The 16306-nt window shown below is 67.2% G+C and carries 15 protein-coding genes; 3 read left to right on the forward strand and 12 right to left on the reverse strand.

The window, feature by feature from the left end; translation table 11 throughout:
* Positions 1 to 24 precede the first annotated feature (24 nt).
* The 7 genes from cckA to flgB form a co-directional block, all read right to left on the reverse strand.
* Positions 25 to 2595 (reverse strand): cell cycle histidine kinase CckA, encoded by a 2571-nt coding sequence (gene cckA / locus FLL57_RS14865; RefSeq protein WP_235677279.1) that lies wholly within the window; start codon positions 2593 to 2595, stop codon positions 25 to 27.
* 187 nt (positions 2596 to 2782) lie between these two features.
* Positions 2783 to 3856 carry a flagellar biosynthesis protein FlhB gene (flhB, locus tag FLL57_RS14870; RefSeq protein WP_013501239.1) on the reverse strand — a complete coding sequence of 358 codons (1074 nt, stop codon included), beginning with the start codon at positions 3854 to 3856 and terminating at the stop codon, positions 2783 to 2785.
* A gap of 26 nt (positions 3857 to 3882) precedes the next feature.
* On the reverse strand, positions 3883 to 4650 hold the full coding sequence (gene fliR / locus FLL57_RS14875; RefSeq protein ID WP_041807113.1) for a flagellar biosynthetic protein FliR: 768 nt from the start codon (positions 4648 to 4650) through the stop codon (positions 3883 to 3885).
* Between the two features lie 109 nt (positions 4651 to 4759).
* Positions 4760 to 5023, reverse strand: coding sequence for a flagellar biosynthesis protein FliQ (gene fliQ / locus FLL57_RS14880; protein WP_013501237.1), 264 nt, complete (start codon positions 5021 to 5023; stop codon positions 4760 to 4762).
* A 162-nt stretch (positions 5024 to 5185) separates the two neighbouring features.
* The gene (gene fliE, locus FLL57_RS14885) at positions 5186 to 5494 is read right to left on the reverse strand and encodes a flagellar hook-basal body complex protein FliE (protein WP_013501236.1); all 309 of its coding nucleotides are present in this window, start codon (positions 5492 to 5494) and stop codon (positions 5186 to 5188) included.
* 34 nt (positions 5495 to 5528) lie between these two features.
* Positions 5529 to 5954, reverse strand: a complete 426-nt coding sequence (flgC, locus tag FLL57_RS14890; protein ID WP_013501235.1) for a flagellar basal body rod protein FlgC — start codon at positions 5952 to 5954, stop codon at positions 5529 to 5531.
* A gap of 23 nt (positions 5955 to 5977) precedes the next feature.
* Positions 5978 to 6388 carry a flagellar basal body rod protein FlgB gene (gene flgB / locus FLL57_RS14895; RefSeq protein WP_013501234.1) on the reverse strand — a complete coding sequence of 137 codons (411 nt, stop codon included), beginning with the start codon at positions 6386 to 6388 and terminating at the stop codon, positions 5978 to 5980.
* A gap of 322 nt (positions 6389 to 6710) precedes the next feature.
* Here flgB and FLL57_RS14900 point away from each other — a divergent pair, with 322 nt between their 5' ends.
* Together FLL57_RS14900 and fliP are read left to right on the forward strand one after the other, a co-directional pair.
* Positions 6711 to 7826, forward strand: a complete 1116-nt coding sequence (locus FLL57_RS14900; RefSeq protein ID WP_142883282.1) for a flagellar biosynthetic protein FliO — start codon at positions 6711 to 6713, stop codon at positions 7824 to 7826.
* Positions 7823 to 8590 carry a flagellar type III secretion system pore protein FliP gene (fliP, locus tag FLL57_RS14905; protein WP_142883283.1) on the forward strand — a complete coding sequence of 256 codons (768 nt, stop codon included), beginning with the start codon at positions 7823 to 7825 and terminating at the stop codon, positions 8588 to 8590. The genes FLL57_RS14900 and fliP overlap by 4 nt, the downstream gene beginning before the upstream one ends.
* Positions 8591 to 8747: 157 nt before the next feature.
* Here fliP and FLL57_RS14910 read toward each other — a convergent pair whose 3' ends face one another.
* Positions 8748 to 12557, reverse strand: coding sequence for a tetratricopeptide repeat protein (locus FLL57_RS14910; RefSeq protein WP_142883284.1), 3810 nt, complete (start codon positions 12555 to 12557; stop codon positions 8748 to 8750).
* Between the two features lie 448 nt (positions 12558 to 13005).
* Here FLL57_RS14910 and FLL57_RS14915 point away from each other — a divergent pair, with 448 nt between their 5' ends.
* Entirely contained in the window at positions 13006 to 13335 is a 330-nt protein-coding gene (locus FLL57_RS14915) for a hypothetical protein (protein ID WP_142883285.1), read from the forward strand.
* Between the two features lie 13 nt (positions 13336 to 13348).
* Here FLL57_RS14915 and FLL57_RS14920 read toward each other — a convergent pair whose 3' ends face one another.
* From FLL57_RS14920 to fliL, 4 genes are read right to left on the reverse strand one after another with little or no spacing between them, the layout of a single operon-like run.
* A complete protein-coding gene (locus tag FLL57_RS14920) occupies positions 13349 to 14110 on the reverse strand; it encodes a MotE family protein (protein ID WP_013501229.1) in 762 nt (253 codons plus the stop codon).
* Positions 14107 to 14532 (reverse strand): DUF6468 domain-containing protein, encoded by a 426-nt coding sequence (locus FLL57_RS14925; protein WP_013501228.1) that lies wholly within the window; start codon positions 14530 to 14532, stop codon positions 14107 to 14109. Before FLL57_RS14925 ends, FLL57_RS14920 begins: the two co-directional genes overlap by 4 nt.
* Positions 14529 to 15731 carry a flagellar motor switch protein FliM gene (fliM, locus tag FLL57_RS14930; RefSeq protein ID WP_013501227.1) on the reverse strand — a complete coding sequence of 401 codons (1203 nt, stop codon included), beginning with the start codon at positions 15729 to 15731 and terminating at the stop codon, positions 14529 to 14531. The genes FLL57_RS14925 and fliM overlap by 4 nt, the downstream gene beginning before the upstream one ends.
* Positions 15732 to 15738: 7 nt before the next feature.
* The gene (fliL, locus tag FLL57_RS14935) at positions 15739 to 16239 is read right to left on the reverse strand and encodes a flagellar basal body-associated protein FliL (RefSeq protein ID WP_013501226.1); all 501 of its coding nucleotides are present in this window, start codon (positions 16237 to 16239) and stop codon (positions 15739 to 15741) included.
* Positions 16240 to 16306: the final 67 nt, after the last annotated feature.

Raw genomic sequence — 16306 nt, forward strand, 5'->3', positions numbered from 1 at the left:
AATACGTCATCTCACCAATGTATTTCAGTCCGACTCCATCGTCTCCTTCACCTTCGCCACCAGCGCGCTGAGCGCGAACGGTTTGGCCAGGAAGGCGAACTGCTCGTTTTCCGGCAGGCTCTTTTCAAACGCGTCTTCGGCGTAGCCGGAGACGAAGATGATCTTCAGATCCGGATTGCGGCCGCGCATCGCTTTCAAAAGCGTCGGGCCGTCCATCTCCGGCATCACGACATCGGAGACGACGAGATCGACTTCGCCGCCGTGCGCGTCGAACTCCTCCAGCGCTTCGACGCCGTTCGATGCTTCGATCACCTGATAGCCGCGCGAGCGCAGGCCGCGGGCATTGAGCGAGCGAAGGCCCTCTTCGTCTTCGACCAGCAGGATCGTGCCCTGCCCGGTCATGTCGGCGCGCGGCTTTGGCGCCGCCGGCGCGGGCTCGGACGGTGCGCCGCCAGGAGTGACTGCAGGCGCCTCGACCTGCGGCTCGGCGGCCTGTTCGTGGCGCGGCAGATAGATGCGGAAACTGGTGCCTTTGCCGATTTCCGAATCGACGTAAACGAAACCGCCGGTCTGCTTGATGATGCCGTACACCGTCGACAGCCCGAGCCCGGTGCCCTTGCCGACTTCCTTGGTCGAGAAGAACGGCTCGAAGATCTTGTCGACGATCTCCGGCGGAATGCCGGTCCCGGTGTCGGAGACTTCGACGCAGACATAGTCCGCCGCCGGCATGCCGTTGTGCCCGAGTTGCGCGGCCGCGGACGCCGTGACGTTGGCGGTGCGAATCGTCAGCTTGCCGCCGTCGGGCATCGCGTCGCGGGCGTTGACGGCGAGATTGACGATCACCTGCTCGAATTGCGAGACGTCGGCCTTGGTCCGCCACAGATCGCGGCCGTGCTGCATCTCCAGCGCGATCTTCTCGCCGATCAGCCGCTTGAGCAGCCGGTCGATGTCGGTCAGCGCCTCGCCGAGATCGAGCACCTGCGGCCGCAGCGTCTGCTTGCGCGAGAACGCCAGGAGCTGCCGCACCAGGGTCGCGGCGCGAGTGGCGTTCTGCTTGATCTGCATGATGTCCTGGAACGACGGATCGGTCGGCTTGTGCGCGTTCAGCAGGAAATCGTTGGCCATCATGATGGCCGACAGCACGTTGTTGAAGTCGTGCGCGATGCCACCGGCGAGCTGGCCGATGGTGTCCATCTTCTGCGCCTGGTTGACCTGGTTTTCCAGCGCGCGGCGCTCGGTGGTCTCGAGCATGTAGACGATCGCCGCTTCGTTGTCGGTCTCGTCGCTGACTGCGGTGACGAAGAACTGACCCCAGCGCTCCTTGGCGCTGTCGAGCATCACTTCCACCGGGGCGATATCGGCCTGGCCCCTGGCGGCCTGCTCGATCGCGCCGGCCAGCACCGCGCGGTCACGCGCCGAGGCCGCGGCGAGGATCGACTTCGATCCCGCCGAACCGGCCGGATCGAGGCTCTGCGCCAGCTTGGCCAGCCGAGCGTTGGCGCGCACCACCGCGCCGGTTTTGTCGACGGTGGCGATCGCCATCGGGGTCTGGTCGAAGAACCGCATGAAGCGGATTTCGGCGGCGCGCTGCGGATCGAGCCGGTCGTCGCGGGCACGGCTGATCACCAGCGTGCGCGACGGGCCGGGCGTGCCGTCGGCCCCGAACGCCAGCTTGTGATACAGCCGCACCGGCACGGTCTGGCCGCCGCGCTTCTTCAGGTCGATGTCGAAGACTTCGGTCTTCACCTCGCCGGGCTCCGGCACGATCGAGGTCAGCAGCGCGGCGCCGTCGCCGGACACAACGTCGGACAGTTTCAGGCCGCCGGAGCCGATCTCGGCGAGGTCGTGATCGAGCCAGTTGGCCAGCGTGGCGTTGACATAGACCAGGTTGCCGGCCGGATTGACCGAGAAGAACCCGCAAGGGGCATGGTCGAGGTATTCGATGGCGTGTTGCAGGGTCTGGAACACATCCTCCTGGCGCTCGCGGTCACGGGTGATGTCCGCGATCGACCATACCGTCTGCCGTGCTTCGCGCTTGCTGGTGCCGAGCGGGCGCACCCGCAGCCGCATCCAGCGCCCCTGGCTGCCGTCGGCGCCGGCGACCCGCACCTCCTCCTGCAACCGCCGCCCCTCGCGCGCCGCCTTGAGCAGCCGGAACACCGCCTCGGAGACATCGGGATTGCCGATGAACACCCGCTCCACCGGGCGGACGTCCTGCATCGTCGCAGCCCCGGTCAGCGCCAGATAGGTCGAGTTGGCATAAACCACGTGGCCGCCGGCGTCGGTGACCGCGATGCCGTCGAAGGCGTTTTCGGGAATCGCCCGCAGAATCGGATCCTCGGCGGCGCGGTCGGCAAAGCCGATGATGCCGGCCGCGAAGGCGAACAGCATGAACAGTCCGACCATCGCCAGCAATGCCAGCAGGACGAGAATGTAGGGCTGGGCGCCGGCGCGGCCGAGCGTCATGAACGCCACGGCAGCGGCGACGATGGCGCCTGCCAGCAGCAGCACCAGCGCAATACTGCCGCCGCGACGGACCGGCTCCGGCGACGCCGGGCGCGGCTCGGACGAAGCCTGTTGATCGTTGATGGTCATGGTCACCGAACCGGTCCCTTGCCCGCCGGGCACGCAGCGGCGCGGCTCCAACTGCCTGAATCGCGGCCGGAAACGCAAGACCATCCTCCGGCCCGTCCGCAGGCCATCAAGGACATTCCGCTCCGGCTTCCCGCACCAGGGCGGCGCGCCGCCCGCCCCGCTCCTCGCTGCTGATGCATCGCCCCGCTCAATTGCTGCGGCCGGACCACGCCCGCTTCAGGTTCATGACGTAACCGATCACCTCGGCGACCGCCTGGTAGTGCTCGACCGGGATCTCCTCGTCGATCTCGACCGTGGCGTACAGCGCGCGCGCCAGCGGCACGTTCTCGACGATCGGCACGTTGTTTTCCTTTGCCACTTCCCGGATCTTGAACGCCACCGCGTCGACGCCCTTGGCGACGCAGATCGGTGCCGGCATGCCGCGCTCGTATTTCAGCGCCACCGAGAAGTGGGTCGGGTTGGTGATCACCACCGAGGCGCCCGGCACCTCGGCCATCATCCGCTTCTTCATCCGCTGATAGCGGAGCTGCCGCAGCCGGCCCTTGATGTGCGGATCGCCTTCGGACTGCTTGTACTCGTCCTTGATCTCCTGCAGCGACATCTTCTGCTTCTCGTGCCACTGCCGATACTGGAAGAAATAATCGGCGACCGCGACGAAGGCGAGCATCGCCACCACGGCGCCCAGCAGCTTCAGCGTCAGCGTCACCGTGACGCCGAGCAGCGCCGCGACGTCCATGGTCAACAATGCGTCGAGGCGGTCGTGCTCCGGATACAGCACCGCGACCATCACGATGCCGAGCGCCACCACCTTGAACAGGCCCTTGAGGAAGTTCGCCAGCGCCTGCTTGCCGAACACCCGCTTGGCGCCCTGGAGCGGCGACAGCTTGCTGAGCTTGGGGGTCAACCCTTCGGCGGAAAACACCAGACGATGCTGGATCAGGTTTCCGATCACCGCGGTGATCATCACCAGGAACAGCGGAACTCCGATCGCGGCGACGGTGGCGTACATCAGGCTCTTGGTCAGCGCGATGAGACCGTCGCCGTCGACCCGCAACATCCACGATTTTTCGATCAGGCTGCGCAGCGGCCCCAGGATGCCGGCGCCGATCGAGCCGTGAAACGACGACAGCACCAGCGTGCCGCCGGCGATCAGGAACCAGGTGTTGACCTCCTGGCTCTTGGCGACGTCGCCGCGTTTCAACGCATCGTCGAGCTTTTTTTGTGTCGGCTCTTCTGTCTTCTCGTCACTGTCGTCCGACATCGCTCAACTCCGAACGATGCCGAACGTCAGCGTGGCATCAGGTCGTGCATCACGCTGCCGAAATAGCCGAGGAAGGCGCCCATCATTGTGGTCAGCACCACCGCGAGCACGATGAAGCCGATCACGATCGACAGCGGCACGCCGACGAAATACACCTGCATCTGCGGCATCAATCGCGCCAGCACGCCGAGGCCGATGTTGAAAACGAGGCCGAATACCAGAAACGGCGCGGCCAATTGCAGGCCGAGCTTGAAGGCGGCCGCGAACGCCTGGGTCGCCAAGGCCGCCACGTCGCCGGTGTTCAGCAGCTCGCCCGGCGCGAACACCTTGTAGCTGTCGCTGAGCGCCTGAATCACCAGATGGTGCATGTCGGTGGCGAACAGCATCGTGACGCCGAGCAGCGTCAGGAAGTTGCCGACCAGAACGCCCTGCTGACCTTGCGTCGGGTCGACCGCCGAGACGAAACCGAGGCCGAGCTGCTGGGCGATCACCGCTCCGGCGACCTGCAGCGCCGACAGCGTCACCCGCGCGGTGGCGCCGAGCACGATACCGATCGCGATCTCCTGAACCATCAGCACCAACAGCGGCGTCAGCGACGACATGTCGATCTGATAGGCCGAGCGGTGCAGCGGCAACATGATCATCGTCAGCAACAGCGCGATCGACAGCTTGATCCGCGTCGGGATGTTGCTCTCGCCGAGCGCCGGCATCAACATCACCATCGCGCCGATGCGTGCGAACACCAGCATGAAGGTGGCGGCGAGCGCCGGAAGGAAGGTCAGGTCGATGCGCATCGCGGCAATCTGGCTCGGAGCGGCGCGCGCAGATCCCGTCCACGCATCGTCCGCCCGGGGCGACGACGGCAGACGCGACCAGCGAAGCGGCGCGGGCTCCGATCATGCGTCAACCGCCGATGATTCGCGACGATATCCGGAGCATCTGGGCATGCAGCGCGTCGGCCATGAACGGCAATGCGAGCACCAGCGTGATGAACATCGCCAGGATTTTCGGCACGAACACCAGCGTCTGCTCCTGAATCTGGGTCAGCGCCTGCACCAGCGACACTGCGACGCCCACCACCAGACCGACCACCATCAGCGGCGCCGACACCACCACGATGGTCCAGATCGCGTCGCGGGCGACGTCGAGAGTTTCGGGACCGGTCATGAGCAAATCCTTGTGTCGGCGATTGCGGCAGTGGTGGTGTTCGGTCTCGCCACCGTCATCGCGAGGAGCGGAGCGACGAAGCGATCCAGGAGCGCAGTGCGCTGGGCCCTGGATTGCTTGGCTTCGCTCGCAATGACGATGCCTGGCGGCAAGGCGCCGATGTCAGATCGGCATCCGCATGATTTCTTCGTAGGACTGGATCACCCGGTCGCGCACCGACACCAGCGTCGACACCGCGACGTCGGTCTCGGCGACCGCGGTCACCACATCCATCACGTTGGATTTGCCCGAGGCCATCGCCATCGACTGGGCGTCGGACTGCCGGCCGGCGTCGAGCACGCTTCCCATCGCCTGTTTGACCAGATTGCCGAACGACGGGACGCTGTCCTCGGCTCCCTTGTCGATGCCGGCCGGCTTGGACAGACGGGCAAGGCTCGCATAGGCGTTGGCTGCTGAAATCGGGGAGGCCATGGGTCAGTTCCTGGTGCGATGCTGAAGAAGCGGATCAGGCTTTGAGAATGTCGAGGGTGCGCTGGATCATCCGGCGGGTCGCGCTGATGACGTTGAGGTTGGCCTCGTAGGACCGCTGCGCATCCCGCATGTCGGTCATTTCGATCACCGGATTGACGTTCGGGTATTTGACGTTGCCGTTGGCGTCGGCCGCCGGATTGGTCGGCTCGTATTTGACGCGGAACGCCGAGGTGTCGGGCTTGACCCGGCCGAGCGCCACCACCCGGGCGTCGAGCGACCGGTCGAGCGCCGAGGTGAAGGTCGGCACCTTGCGGCGATACGGGTCGCCGCCGGCCGTCTGCGCGGTGGAATCGGCGTTGGCGATGTTTTCCGAGATCACCCGCATCCGGCCGGCCTGGGCGCGCAGGCCGGAGGTCGCGATAGCCATCGACCTCGAAAAATCCATTGCATCGTCGGCCATCTTCATTCTCCCTTTGGCGAGGATCAGCGCTTGCCGATGGCGGTCTTCAGCACACCGAGACTTCGGGTGTAGAGCGCGGTGGCGGCTGCGTAGCCACCCTGGTTGGACGACACCTTCAGCATCTCGTCTTCCAGATTGACCGCGTTGCCGGCAGGCCGGGTCTGCATGCCGCCCCTGCGGTCCTGCGAGAAACTCTCGGTTCCGCCCGACGGCGCGATATGCACGGCGCTGGTTCGCATCATCGGCAGCGAGCCGACCGGGGAGCCCGCAGTCGGACGGCCGGAGGGGTCGAAGGTTGGGGCGACCAGATCCAGGGGCTTGAAGCCGGGCGTGTCTGAATTGGCGATATTGTCCGCCAGCACGCGCTGCCGCTGCTGGTGCCATTGCATCCGGGTCCGCAGCGCCGCCAGTGTGGGAAGATCGTTGATCGGCATGACCGCCTCCGCCCCGGTCTTGCCGCTACGCGAATCCGCCGGGTAGGCAGAATTTGCCGCCTCTATGGTTAACGACTGGTTAAGAGTCGCGGGGCGCCCCTCGCGCTCGGCCGCGCCCAATCGCCGTCACGCCCGCAAAAGCCGGTTTTGCCCGGCATGATTGGTGGATTATGAGAAGAATCGGATGGCAGTTCTTGCCGGGGATTATTAAGAAGGTCCAAGGCGGTCCGCCGCGCGTCACCGCAACTGGTCGCGTTCGCACTCCGGAAAGGGCGCTTCCGGATTGCGCCGGAGCGCCAGCGTTGTTTGCCGGGGATACAGCATGTCATCGCAGCCATTGATGTTCTTTCTCGCATTTCTGGCCGTTCTGGCGCTGATCGGCGCGGCCGCGTGGCTGGTGCGCCGCTTCGCCGGCAACCGGCTCGGCACCAATGCCAGCCGCGGCCGAATGCCGAGGCTGGCGGTGATCGACGCCGCAGCGGTCGACGGCCGCCGGCGGCTGGTGCTGGTCCGCCGCGACAATGTCGAGCACCTGCTGATGATCGGCGGGCCCAGCGACATCGTCATCGAGCCGAACATCGTTCGCGCCACCCCGGCACGGGATCCGCTGCCGACCCGCGGCGGCGTCGAACCGCGGATGACGCCGTCCGACCTGGGCCAATGGGAGGCCGAGGTCGCCGCCGAGCCCGCTGAGCCGGAATTGCCGCCGATGCCGCCGCGTCCCGCACCGCGTCCTGCACCACCGGCGATGCCGGAACGGCGACCGAGCGATCCGTTCGCAGGTCTGGTGCCCGAGCCGCTCGCCCGCCCGGAGCCGCCGCTGCCTCCACTGCAGCGCGCCGAGCCGCCGATCCTCCGCGCCGAACCGCCGGTGATGCGTTCCGAGCCGCCCGTCATGCGCGCCGAGCCGCCTGTGATGCGCGCCGAGCCGCCGATCATGCGGGCCGACCCGCCGATCCTGCGCCCTGAGCCGCCGCGTCCGGAGCCCCGCCCGGAACCGCGGATGGAGCCGGCGCCGCGTCCGCGCGCCGAGCCGGCGATGCCGCGCCCGCCGCGGCCCGAACCGAAACCGACCCCCGCGCCGCGCGCAGAACGTCCGGCGCCGCCGCCGCCTCCTGCTCCGTCGGCCGCTCCGGTTGCGACCGCCGCTCCGGCAGCCGCGGCCCCCGCAGTCGCAGCGCTGTCCACCGCCGACCAGAATCTGGCGGAGATGGCCAACCGGCTGGAAGCCGCGCTCCGCCGACCGCCAACGGCGCCGGCAGAGCCCGCGCCGCCGGTCGCTCCCGAACCGCCGCGGCCGACCACACCGGCCCCGCGCGCTGCCGAACCGGCCGAAGAAGCGCCGGCCGCGGCCGAACCGGCTGCCGGCAAGACCGGTTTCGAAAGCCTCGAAGACGAGATGGCGGCCCTGCTCGGCCGACCGAAGTCGCCTTCGTGAGCGCCTCGACCACCCCGCGTAGAGTTTTCATCATCCTATCGGTCTGGATCGTCGCGGCTCTCGCGACGATTGCGCCTGCGCAGGCGCAGGACATCAGCATCAATCTCGGCGGCCAGGGCGGCCCCGGCGTCACCGAGCGCGCGATCCAGTTGATCGCGCTGCTCACCGTGCTGTCGATCGCACCGTCGATCCTGATCATGATGACGTCGTTCACCCGGATCGTGGTGGTGCTGTCGTTGCTGCGCACCGCGCTCGGTACCGCGACCGCACCGCCGAACGCGGTGATCATCGCGCTGGCGCTGTTCCTGACCGCTTTCGTGATGGGACCGACGCTGCAGAAAGCCTATGACGACGGCATCAAGCCGCTGATCGCCAACGAGATCGGGGTCGACGACGCGCTGGTGCGGGCATCCGGGCCGATGCGGGTGTTCATGCAGAAGAACGTCCGCGAGAAGGATCTGAAGCTGTTTCTCGACCTGTCCGGCGAACCGCCGCCGGCGACGCCGGAGGATCTGTCGCTGCGCATCCTGATGCCGGCGTTCCTGATCTCGGAGCTGAAGCGCGCGTTCGAGATCGGCTTCCTGCTGTTCCTGCCCTTCCTGATCATCGACCTGGTGGTCGCCTCGATCCTGATGTCGATGGGCATGATGATGCTGCCGCCGGTGGTGGTGTCGCTGCCGTTCAAGCTGATCTTCTTCGTCCTGGTCGACGGCTGGTCGCTGGTCGCAGGCTCGCTGGTGCAGAGCTATTCGGGCGGCGGGTAGTCCGCCGACATCGAAGCTGCGGATTCGCCCTCCTCTCCACGGGGCATTCCGGGTCACGCGCGAACGCGGAACCTCGGCTACGCACAACAACCCTGGGATTCCGGATTCGCTCGCCTTGCGAGCGCCCCGGCATGACCGTGGAAGACGGCGAGGATTGCTACCGCGTCGCCTGAATGGTGCGGATCTTCGGCGGCACCTGGGGCGGTACCTGGGGCAGTACCTGGGGCAGTACCTGGGGCAGCGTGCCGGTCGAGGTGAGGTCGGCGCCGGGCGGTGTGAGGCGGGCCGAGGCATCGGGGAAGCGCTGCTTCATTTCGCGCAGGAAGCCCTCCAGCGTATCGACGCTGGCCGCCATCTTGGCGATTGCGGCGAACGCCGCACTGTCGCCGGCGCTCGGCTGGCTGGCAATGTCGAACGCGGCGCGATCGGCCGGGTCGGTCATCAGCGGCGCGAATTTCTCGCGGAAGCGATCGAGCCCGAGGGCGTCTTCGGCGAGTGCGTAGCCGACCACGGCTCGGACCACGTCGCTCTTCTCGCCCGACGACAGCGGCGTGAAATCCTTCCAGCGATCGCCCAGATACAGCTCGATCTGCTCGGAGGCTTCGCGCCAGCGCCGCGCCGCCCAATAGATGTCCGAGCGCAGCCGCAGCGCTTCGCGGCCGACGATGTTGCTGATGATGTCCAGCGCCAGATCGTGGCGGCCGATGTCGCTCTGCGCCCGCGCCTCCAGCAGCAGCCGCTGCTGGCGCAATTCGCCGGCGAGGTCGGCGATCCGCGACGAATGCAGTGCGCCGATCGCGCGGTCCGGCTTGCGGTTCATCAGATAGATCATCGCCAGCTTGGCGGCGACCTGCGCCCGCGCCGCGCCTTCGAGCCGCTTGTCGACCTGATACTGCAGCAGTTCGCTGGCCTGATCGAGCAGATCGACAGCGACCAGCCGCTCGGCGAGCCGGCGGATCATCTCGTCGCCGCGCCGGCCGATCGGCGTCAGCTCACGATACTCGTAGAACATCGCCAGCGCCTCGATCGGCGGCAGGTCGTCGCCCTTGCTGCCGAGGAAGAGCTGCGAGAACAGCGCGCGGGAATCGTCCTGGGCCTTGCGGGCTGCTTCCGAGTTCGGCGCGAGCTGGGTCGCGATCCGCGCCGCCTGCAGCGAGTCCTGATAGCGCCCGGCATCGGCGTACATCTTCGACAGCAACTGCTGAGTGTTCACCTCGAGCTGGTCGCCCCGCCAGTTCACCGACAGCCGCTCGAGGTCGGGCAGCGCCTCGGCGGGCGTCAGTTCGTCGCGCTTCAGCCGCAGCACGATGTCGCGAAACCACGCCTCGGCGGCAGCCTGCCGATCGGGCGAGGCCATCGCCTCCTTGTACTTCTTCAGCGCGTCCGGCTCGCGGCCGAGCGCCTCGTCGAGCCAGCCGCGCATCACCGTGACCTGCGGCCTGATCTCCGGCGACAGTCCGACCAGATCGAAATCCGAACTCAGCTTTGCTGCGCCGGAGTAGTCCCGAACCTCGAGCGAGGCGCGCATCGCGGCGGCCAGCACGGCGCGCTGGATGTCGAGCGGCAGTGCCGTGATGGCGAACTGCACGCTCTTCAGCTTTTCGCGGGCTTCGGCCCATTTGCCCTGCCGCGCCAGCGCCACCCCCCGCCACATCTGCGCGTCGTAGGTCGAGGCGATCGCCGGATTGGCGATGTCCTTGAGGGTCTGTTCCGATCGCCCCATCAGCGCGCTGGCCGCGGCGTGTCCCAGCATCGCCGCGGCATCTTCCTGCCCCGGCTTGCTGGTCGACAGCGCCAGATCGAGCACGCCCTTGGCTTCCGGATACAGGCCGCGCGCCATGTAGAACCGGGCCAGATCCAGCCGGGCCGGCAGCTTGTCGTCGCCGCTCGCGGTCGATGCGGCATTGAGGCGATCGTCGAGCGACTCCTTGAAGTCGCCGGCCTGATCCTTGGTCCATTGCCGAATATCGAAGAACGGCCGCTGGACGGAGACATCGCCGCTGGGCTCCGCCGCGGACGACAGCGTCAATCCACCGGGCCGGGTCAGCACCACCGCATCGGAGGTGGTCTCGACAGCGACGTCGTCGGATTTCAGCTCGACCACGACGCCGTGGATCGACTCCAGCAGATTGAACTCGACGAAGTTCTGCCGCTTGATGAAGCCGCGCGGCGGCGGCAGCGCCGTCACCACCGTCAGCGTGTCGCCGGCATCGGGATCGGGAAGCCGCTGCACCCGGCCCAGCGCCGGCAGCGCCACCGAGACGCTGGCGCGGGCAGGATCGGCAATGTTGCGCACCGCGGACAAAGGCTGCGAGGCCGCACGACCGGCATCGGCAAGGATCACCATCCAGCTTTTGCCGGAGCCGTCTTCGTCACTCAACGTCGCGATCTGCGGGCGACCGAGCCGAATCCGGATCGCCTGGCCGTCGGCGAGCGGCACCCGGCTGGCATCGGCAACCACCGAGCTGCCCTCGCGGCGGATCGCCGAAAGGTCGAACGGCGCGGTGTTGTCGAGTACCAGCCACAGCACCTCGCCGCGACGGAACAGCGCCGCCGGCGTCGGAGCTGCGAACGCGAAGGACAGATGCAGGCCGTCATTGTGCATCCGCACCTCGACCGGCCGCGCCAGGTTCGGCACCGCAGGCTTCGCAGCGGCGGCGGGCTCCGCCGGAGCAGGACCGGTTGCGGCAGGGGCGGTCTGCGGGGCTGTGACGCGCGGGGCCGCGGCTGCGACGGCAGGTCCGGCGGGCGCGGCCGCAAGCGGACTTTGGCTGGCCGGCGGTCCGGCGGGAGACGGCGTCGCCGCCGGACCGGCTGCCGATGGCGGCGGCACTGGCGCCACGGATGATGCCACAGGCGCCGGCTGCGGCGCTGCGGGCTGAGGTGCGACGGGCGGCGGCACTGCGGGCGGCGCCGGCTTCGCGGCCTGGGTCTCGGCCGCGTCCGTCGCGGGCTTGGACGGCGCAGGCGTGGACTGCGCCGGCTTGGGCTCGACCTTGTTGCGGTCCGCCTCCGGCCTGACGCTGCTGTCCGGCTTCTGCGCCTGCAATTCCGCCTGCAGCAATCTCGGGTCGAACGGCACGAGCTCCGGCAGCTTCAGCGCCGACGGTCCCATGGTTTGCGGCGCATCGGCGGTCGACGGCTGAAACCCGACATCGATGATGAAGTTCTTCTCCTCGCGGAACGAATGCACGTCGGCGCCGCCGATCAGCGCGAAATCCACGGTCGAATTCTCGCCGTCGATCTTCTGCGCGATCGAGGCGACGCTCGGCGGCGATGCAAGCTGCGCATCGGCGAGATCGAAAGTCAGCGGCGTGTTGAACTGCACCGAGAGCTTGCGGTCGGTGAGGGTCGATGCCACCCGCACGTCCTGCGGCACCTCGAACACGTAGCGGACGAAGGTCGGCTGCACCGAGGTCCGCACCCGGATCGGCGGCCGCTTCTTCAGCTCGGCCGTGGCACGCTGCGCCCGCAACGCCCGCTCGGCGGCGCGCGCCCGCTCGGCCAGCTCCTTGACGACGTCCGCCGGCAGCCCCGGCGGCGCACCGGTCCAGCTTTCGGGCAGCAGATCGACGAACAGCCGCTCACCCGCGGCCATCGCGTTGACGGTGAGCTTGCGCGTCATCGCCATGCGGATCGCATAGCCGTCCGGATCAGCCCGCGCCGAACCGATGTAACCCGGCGCGGAGTCGGCGAGCTTGTCGACCGGAATGTCGACCGGGCGCTTGAAACGGATCACCACGATCAGTCCGGCGGTGGCGACGTCGGACTCGACGTCTTCGGCGAGCTTGATCAGCAGCCGGCCATAGCCGCCCTTGGTTTCGAAGCTGGCTTCGCCGCGCACCTGTGCTGCGGCCGGCTGCGCGCTCAGCCCGGCAGCGATCAGCAGCGCGAGCGCAAGGCAGAGCCTTGCGACGCGCCCGACCAGCGCCTGCGACCAAACTCCAGCGGCAGCCATCCGCGCCATCCGTCGTGTCTTTCGGTCAACGACCCTGTCGTCTGCCGGCCCTCGGCAGTCTCGCCGCCGTCCATGATGATGCGCTTCGCGCATGCGCGTGGGCGCGGCGGAAGCGCACAGAACCGCAGCCTGCCCCACTAGGGCACAAAAGCCGTTAACGGTGGTTTAACCATCGGCGGCCGCAGCCATTGCGGCCCGGCTGCGGCACCAAGCTACCGCCAACACAATCTGAGATTTAGATTGTCGAAATAAACACGTTTTTGGTAGCATCGACTCCCGCGGCGAGCACGAACGCCCGAACCATCCTCACGAGCGATTGTGATCGCGATGCCCGTCCCGCCACGCCGCTTCCGGTCGCCCTGACGCGTTCTGACGACGAACCGTCGCAAACGATCGAACCTGCACTGCCCGCCGACGCGGCGCGCTCACAGACCTCACTGGCAAGCCGACCACCACCATGCTGCTGAAGGGACTTTATAAAGTCGAGTTCGAAACGCCGCGCCGCAAAGCCGTCGGCGTGATCTTCGCATCCGACGGCCGGCTGCACGGCGGCAGTTCGGCGTTCGCCTATATCGGCGCCTACGAACAGAACGGCCAGTCGATCCACGGTACCGTCACGGCGCGCAGGCACACCGGCGATCCGGCGATTCAGTCGGTGTTCGGGATCGACGAGGTACGGGTGGACTTCCACGGCTCGACGATCGGCGACTACGCGCAGGTGGAAGGCATGGCGGCAGAAGCCCCGTCGCTCGGCTTCAAGGCATTGCTGACGCGGATCAGCGGGTAGTCCGCCGCGCCGATCACTGCCGCGGCGCCGGCCGGCCTTCGATCTTCGGCAACACCTGAACCGATGCGGCCACCGCCGCCTTGCCGGTGGCGCGGCGCGCCATTTCCACGGTCAGCTTTTCGGCGGCTTCCGCCGTCATCAGCCCGAGGATGTCGGACATCTTGCGCGGCGCGATCTGGGTAGCGATCTCGATCAGCACCGGCATTTCCAGACGATCGAAGATCTTCGCGGCGTCCTTCGGCTTCATCGACTCGTACATCGTGACGATGCCCTTGAAGCGCGCCGTCTCCGCCTCGGACTTCTCTTCGCTGGCCTTGCCGATCTGCCCCTCGGTCTCCTTCATCTCCTGGACCTTGGCCTCGATCCGCTTCTCCGCGGCCTTGAGCAGGCTCTCGCGAATCTCGACTTCACGGGCGCGCGCCTCGATCTCCTGGCGACGCGCCTGCAGGCGCTCCAGGATGGCGCGTTCCGAGGCGGAAATCGGCGGCGTTTCCGGCTCGGCCTCGGCCGGCTTGGTCTGCTCCGGAGCCGCGACGGCGGGCTTGGGTTCTTCTTTTTTCGGCTCGCTGGGCACCGAGCCGGTGATGTCGGGATCGATCTGCTTGCGGCCGGGGAAGTTGAGGTTGTCCTGGGCCCATGACGGCTTGGTCGCGTTCGGGTCGTAGTCGAACACGTAGCCGCCATCGAGCGCCAGTCCGGCGATCTTCAGCACCGCGAGGCCGAAGATCGCGACCAACACCACCGGCAGGATGCGGATATCCCGGAATGCGTTCATGCAGCCAAGCCGTCGTGTCGCCTGCGCTCCGCGAACGCCTGCGCCGCCGCCGCGTTGGCCTGCGCCGCCGACACCGCCGGCAGGTCGCCCGCCGGCCGCGCCGCCGCAACGATCTTCGACAGCCGCCGCAGCACGTTGTCGCCTTCGCCGAGCTGCTTCTTCAACTGATCGGACAGCGCGGAGGCGGCGGCGATGTCGCGGCCGAGATTCTCGTTGACCTCACGGACGGTGAGCTTGAGACCGCCGATTGCGCGCTCGGCGATCTCGGTGACGGTGATCAACTCGCCGATCGTCGCCTTCAACGAGGCTTCGTCCGCCTTCAGGCGCAGCAGGCGCTTGTTGAGCATCCAGCAATAGCCGATGGTGACGAGCAGCAGCACGGCGACCAGACTTTCGATCACGATTGCGAAGGTGTGGCTCATTGTGCCTCCATCATTTTGCTCTGCTCGTCGGTGCGCTCGAACATCGCGTAGGTGGTGAGCGGTCTGCGCAACGGCTTGGTGACGCGAATGGCGACGCGGTCTCCGACCCGGCCCATCCGGCCTTCGGTGAGCACCACGCTGCCGCAGCGTACCGCCACGGTGGCGTCGGCGCGCAATTCCAGCGGCAGGGTGTCGCCGACCTGCAGCGCCATCAATTGCCGCAGCGGCAGCTCGGCTTCGTACAGCACCGCGTCGACCGAAATGTCGGCCTGCACGATCTCGGTGGCGAGGTGGCCTTCCCAGACCTGATCACGGCCGAATTTCTCGCCCATGAACATCTGCATCAGCACGCCGCGGATCGGCTCGATCGTGGCGTAGGGCAGCAGCAGCTCGATGTTGCCGCCGCGGTCTTCCATGTCGATGTGCAGACGGACCAGAATCGCGGCGTTGGCCGGCCGGCTGATCGCGGCGAAGCGCGGATTGGTCTCGAGCCGGTCGATCGAGAACGACACCGGCGACAGCGGACGGAACGCCTGCTCGGCGTCGGCAAGCACGACCTCGAGCAGCCGCTTCACCAGATTGGTTTCGATCGTGGTGTAGGGACGTCCCTCGATCCGCAGCGCGGCCTGGCCGCGACGGCCGCCCAGCAGCACGTCGATCATCGAATAGATCAGGCTGGAATCGACGGTGGCGAGCCCGAAGTTCTGCCACTCCTCGGCCTTGAACACGCACAGCACCGCCGGCAGCGGAATCGAGTTCATGTAGTCGCCGAAACGCACCGAGGTGATGCGATCGAGCGAGACTTCGACGTTGTCGGAGGTGAAGTTGCGCAGGCTGGTCGTCATCAACCGCACCAGGCGGTCGAACACGATTTCGAGCATCGGCAGACGCTCGTAGGAGACCATCGCCGAGTCGATGATCGCCCGGATGCCGGAGTTCTCGTCGAGATGCACTTCGCCGACGCTGAAGCCGAGGAGATTGTCGATCTCCTCCTGCGACAGCACCCGCTCGCCGCCGTTCTTGCTGCCGCCGAGATCGCGGCCGCCGTCCTCGACCATGGCGGCCCATTGCTCCGCCATCGTCCCGGTGAGTTCGTTCTCCGCTGCCGCCTTCGCCGCGGCCTCGGGATCCTCCGACGCCATGGAGGCTTCCCATTGGGCGGCAATTGCGTCCTGGTCGAGTTGGTCCTGGCCCGCCATGGTCAGCTCACTGCACCAGCACTTCCTTGAACAACACGGCCGTCACCTGCGAGGGCGCGATCGCCATGTTGACCCGGCGCGTCAGTTCCTCCTTCATCCGAAACATCCCGACCGAACCGTTGAGGTCGCCCGAACGCAGCTCGCGCAAGTAGGTCTGAAACAGGTCGGTGATGCGCGGCATGTTCGGCTTGATCTGCTCGACCAGCTTCTCGTCCTTCACCTCGAGCACGACCTTGGCCTTGAGATACTGCACCCGTTCACCCGGCGTGCCGGCCAGGTTGACCATGATCTCCGGCACCTCGATGAAGCTCGGCGGCTTGACCGCCTTGGCGGCTTCGGCGTGTTCCGCCTCTTTATGGTGACCGGCAGACAGAAAGAACCATGCGCCACCGCCGCCGCCGATCAGCACCAGGGCTGCGGCGGCGCCGATGATGATGAGCTTCTTCTTGCTCTTCGGCGCTGCGCCTTCGGCCGCTGCGCCTTCATCCGGTTTCTCTGGGTCCGCCATCGGCCGAATCGCCCGTGTGTTGCAAAAGCGAGCCGCGGCCGAGGCGAACCGTAAACGCGAGACTAAC

Origin of the sequence: Rhodopseudomonas palustris, from assembly GCF_007005445.1 — a bacterium.
Taxonomy (GTDB): domain Bacteria; phylum Pseudomonadota; class Alphaproteobacteria; order Rhizobiales; family Xanthobacteraceae; genus Rhodopseudomonas; species Rhodopseudomonas palustris_G.

Bases quoted from the DNA above. Each gene is read 5' to 3' on its own strand.
- cckA (WP_235677279.1), bottom strand. From the start codon at position 2,595: ATGACCATCAACGATCAACAGGCTTCGTCCGAGCCGCGCCCGGCGTCG.
- flhB (WP_013501239.1), bottom strand. From the start codon at position 3,856: ATGTCGGACGACAGTGACGAGAAGACAGAAGAGCCGACACAAAAAAAG.
- fliR (WP_041807113.1), bottom strand. From the start codon at position 4,650: ATGCGCATCGACCTGACCTTCCTTCCGGCGCTCGCCGCCACCTTCATG.
- fliQ (WP_013501237.1), bottom strand. From the start codon at position 5,023: ATGACCGGTCCCGAAACTCTCGACGTCGCCCGCGACGCGATCTGGACC.
- fliE (WP_013501236.1), bottom strand. From the start codon at position 5,494: ATGGCCTCCCCGATTTCAGCAGCCAACGCCTATGCGAGCCTTGCCCGT.
- flgC (WP_013501235.1), bottom strand. From the start codon at position 5,954: ATGGCCGACGATGCAATGGATTTTTCGAGGTCGATGGCTATCGCGACC.
- flgB (WP_013501234.1), bottom strand. From the start codon at position 6,388: ATGCCGATCAACGATCTTCCCACACTGGCGGCGCTGCGGACCCGGATG.
- FLL57_RS14900 (WP_142883282.1), top strand. From the start codon at position 6,711: ATGTCATCGCAGCCATTGATGTTCTTTCTCGCATTTCTGGCCGTTCTG.
- FLL57_RS14910 (WP_142883284.1), bottom strand. From the start codon at position 12,557: ATGGCGCGGATGGCTGCCGCTGGAGTTTGGTCGCAGGCGCTGGTCGGG.
- FLL57_RS14915 (WP_142883285.1), top strand. From the start codon at position 13,006: ATGCTGCTGAAGGGACTTTATAAAGTCGAGTTCGAAACGCCGCGCCGC.
- FLL57_RS14920 (WP_013501229.1), bottom strand. From the start codon at position 14,110: ATGAACGCATTCCGGGATATCCGCATCCTGCCGGTGGTGTTGGTCGCG.
- FLL57_RS14925 (WP_013501228.1), bottom strand. From the start codon at position 14,532: ATGAGCCACACCTTCGCAATCGTGATCGAAAGTCTGGTCGCCGTGCTG.
- fliM (WP_013501227.1), bottom strand. From the start codon at position 15,731: ATGGCGGGCCAGGACCAACTCGACCAGGACGCAATTGCCGCCCAATGG.
- fliL (WP_013501226.1), bottom strand. From the start codon at position 16,239: ATGGCGGACCCAGAGAAACCGGATGAAGGCGCAGCGGCCGAAGGCGCA.